3 protein-coding genes are annotated in these 3,624 nt (G+C 37.2%); all 3 read left to right on the forward strand.

What is annotated here, in order from left to right; translation table 11 throughout:
* The first annotated feature begins 72 nt into the window (after nt 1-72).
* The 3 genes from EI161_RS15020 to EI161_RS13650 are packed head-to-tail and all read left to right on the forward strand — an operon-like array spanning nt 73 to nt 3,594.
* Nucleotides 73-1,296, forward strand: coding sequence for an AAA family ATPase (locus EI161_RS15020; protein ID WP_318779374.1), 1,224 nt, complete (start codon nt 73-75; stop codon nt 1,294-1,296).
* Nucleotide 1,297: 1 nt separating this feature from the next.
* Complete coding sequence (locus EI161_RS13645; RefSeq protein WP_192523613.1) at nt 1,298-2,845, forward strand: TnsD family Tn7-like transposition protein; 1,548 nt, start codon at nt 1,298-1,300, stop codon at nt 2,843-2,845.
* On the forward strand, nt 2,842-3,594 hold the full coding sequence (locus EI161_RS13650) for a hypothetical protein (protein WP_192529802.1): 753 nt from the start codon (nt 2,842-2,844) through the stop codon (nt 3,592-3,594). The genes EI161_RS13645 and EI161_RS13650 overlap by 4 nt, the downstream gene beginning before the upstream one ends.
* Nucleotides 3,595-3,624 lie beyond the last annotated feature (30 nt).

Consider the following 3,624-nt stretch of genomic DNA (forward strand, 5'->3'; position numbering starts at 1 on the left):
TCATCGAGTCGTTAGTTTACCAAGTTTATCTCTACGGTTTCTTCAGCATAGCTCATATCGCTCTACCCTCAAGTGATTTATCATCCCGAATTAAATTTTACTCAAATAGTTTATCTAAGGGTAGACTGCCCTCATGATGGCTCACTCAAAAGTTTGTGTCTGCATTTTTTTAGGGCAATCGATCAGGCACTAGATGCCAATTATGAAAAAAAATATGCTCTAAAACGTCATGGTATTGAAACATTGCTGAATTTGATGCGACAAATCTCTAACCATCACGCTATCGGAATATTAGTGATTGATGAGATTCAGCATCTGAGTATCAATAAATCAGGGGGCGCTGAAAAAATGCTCAATTTTTTTGTCACTCTCGTAAATACTGTCGGACTTCCAGTTGTTATGGTGGGAACTCCTAAAGCAAGATTTATTTTCGAAGCTGATCTACGTTCTGCTCGCCGTGGTGCAGGATTTGGTTCAGTTTTTTGGGAACAAATGAAGCAGGAACCTGATATAAAGTTAGGTGATGGAAAAACAATGCGGTCAGAATGGAATCAATTTACCGATAAATTATGGAGACTTCAATGGCTTAAAAAGTCAGATGTCATTTTATCTAATCGGGTTCGAGAGCGTTGGTACGACCTATCTCAGGGTATTCTAGATATTGCTGTTAAAATATTTGTTTTAGCTCAGTTACGAGCTATAGATCATGGCATAGAACGCATTACCGCCCCTTTACTGCAAGCAACGTATGATGAAGACCTTAGACCTATTCATCCTATGATTGACGCCCTACGGTCTGGACGAGCTGATAAAATTGCTCAGTTCTCGGACTTAGTTATTCCTGATATCGACAAAAAGCTCCTAACGCTTCAATCACAATTACAGCAAAGAAGGGCTGAGTTTGATGAGTTTTCTGAGTATCAGGGACATGAGATGAGTATCAGATTACACCGCATGTTAGTTGATATTGGTCAGGAATCTCCCCTATTAGTGCCTACGGTCAAAAAGGTCATTCAAAAGCTACCGAATGCGTCTATGTCGGATTTGATCGTTGTAGTTCTAGAATGGTTGAAAGATGAAAAGCTTGATGAGTCCATTTCAACGAAAAAAATAAAACCCCGTAGATCGAAAGCTAAAGCTAGTCTTCTGAAACAAAAAGACTGGCATACCTTGGACAATGAAGATTTACGCTTTCAGTTCAGCCAAAAGAACAAAGAAGAGATGTTGTATGATCATTTAAAAACGTCCACTAATCTTATTTTTGATATAAATGATTGGCTACCTAGAGTAAGTTGACGTGCTAAATTTTCCCATCCCTTACCCTGATGAACTTATCTATAGCACAGTAGCTCGCTCAAAAGTAAGATCAGGAATCACCAGCCCAAAACAACTGCTCGATGATGTTTTTGGAGATAGAAAGGTAGTAGCAACTGTTGATATACCGTGCCATTTATCTAAAATCACTAAACACTACCCTACCGGTCTATATGATGTTAATACATTAGCCTATAAACATACTTTGTTCCCCTTGTACGCCCCTTTTATTCCTGAAGAGCGCAGACAGAAATGTATGCATTGGATGGGTGAGCAGTCTCAAGGAGCTATTCATCTTGCCATTGGTAAAAATGCTTCGCGATTACCGCCGATTAAATTTTTAAGGTTTTGCCCTGGATGTTTTGATGAACAACTGGCTAATCATGGAGAGTGGTACTGGTCAAGACTATGGCAAATTCAAGGATTAACTTGTTGCCTAAAACATGGAACGTTATTAAATTCTTCTCATGAGTATAGATCAATATCTCGCCACGACTTTATTGCTCCTGATCCGCACAATTGCAAACCTAATATTCAAATATCGTCTAGTGTAGATGATATATTCATTGCAGAAAAGATAAATGAGCTTTTTCATTTGCCGAGCCAGACTTCACCTAGCTATGTGCAATGGAGTGATTTTTATAAAAAGCTTGCTTTAGACAGTGGCTGTCTTAGAGGTTCAAAGCATATCTATTATGACCAAATTGTTGATAAAATAAAAAACAGATGGTCTGATAGTTTACTTGAACAATATAGTCTAAATCACTTAGGAACAGAGACAAGTTGGCTTCATGGCATATTCCGTAAGCACAGGAAATCATTCAGCTACTTAGAACATATTATTGTTATTGAAGCTCTAATAAGTAATGATTGGTCATTCCCAGAAATAATAAGGTTAGTAAAATCTCAAAAACCTGAAAAGACTAAAATTGAAATTGAAGCAACATTGCCTGAGCATATTGATTCCACCACCCTCCTATCTAAGCGTGATCTTTGGATACAACTCCTAAGAGAACAAAAAAGTATAAAAAGTGCTCGTGCGGTTAATCGAGCACTTTATGCGTGGTTATATCGTAATGATAAAGCATGGTTGATGCATACTAATAAAAAGAATCATAAGTACCATATTCCTGAAGGAACAAAAATCAACTGGAATCAGCGTGATATTAAAATAGTACGGTTGTTAGTTGAAAAAAATAAAGCAATAATTTGGGACATGTATACACCACGTAGATCAAAAAAATGGTGGGTGCAGCAAACCAACTCCATTGCTACAGTCGAAAAAAATTTAGATAAACTACCACTCGTAGCGGCTTTCTTGGGCCGGTATAGTGAAGATGTGAGCGACTATCAGATTAGACGTGTAAGTCGTGTACTGATCAAAAGTATTGGTAAAAAAGAAGTTCTTTCACGTTGGGTAGTATTACGACAAGCAAAGTTAAGCGAGCAGAGAATGACATCTTTGACTGATAGATTTTTAGAGGTGGCTAATAATATTACTGTCAAGGAAATAGCTAAGGTAAGTTTATGAAAATTAGGAGTTTTCCGAAAAATGTGCAGATAAGATACATTGGTAAAATTTTTAAGCACAATCACTTGAAGTCGTGGAATCTAGAATTATGCGTAAGAGACGGTGAAACAAATCTTCTAAAACATACTAGGCTATCGAACTTACCAGCTCTCGCAAAAAGAAGGTATATAAATCCTAATGATGGTCAGGCCCGTAAAGGCGGCTATTCAATGAACCTAGATGGTATATCGACTTCAAGCTGGCAAAAAGGTTTCGACTCAGAAAGTGGTGGTAACACCTTTATATTCGACTATCACAGTCATCATTCTTCTAGTATTAAAGTTCATATACCTCAAATAGAAATTGCGAGAATTCTATTTTTTCATAATGCTTATCTCGCTCGAAACTGTGTTGATAACGGTATATTAAGCCGAGAGTTCTGGATTAAAAAAAAAGCAGATAACTCCATACTAATAAATATACTCCCTACTTGTACTCTGCCAATGAAAACCTTCGATAGTGAAGGCGCGCGACGCTTATTAGCATGGGTTTTATTAGATGATAACGCTCGTATTTCATACGAGAGTATTGCTAGATTATATAATGCAGAAGTCCTAAACAAAGATGGTAGCAAAACCTGGATTTTTCATTTTCAACCACCTCAACTTGATAACCTAACACTAGAGACTAGGGGTTGGTTTGATGATAAAACTAATAATTATTACGTCCATGAGATTATAGGTATTAGGGCGTGTCATCAATTAGCATAGATATTTCAGAATAAGCTATACTTAGATCGT

The sequence above is a fragment of the Psychrobacter sp. FME5 genome (assembly GCF_014861375.1).
Taxonomy (GTDB): domain Bacteria; phylum Pseudomonadota; class Gammaproteobacteria; order Pseudomonadales; family Moraxellaceae; genus Psychrobacter.

Excerpts from the sequence above, each read along its gene's own strand:
- EI161_RS13650 (WP_192529802.1), top strand. The coding sequence starts at position 2,842 with ATGAAAATTAGGAGTTTTCCGAAAAATGTGCAGATAAGATACATTGGT.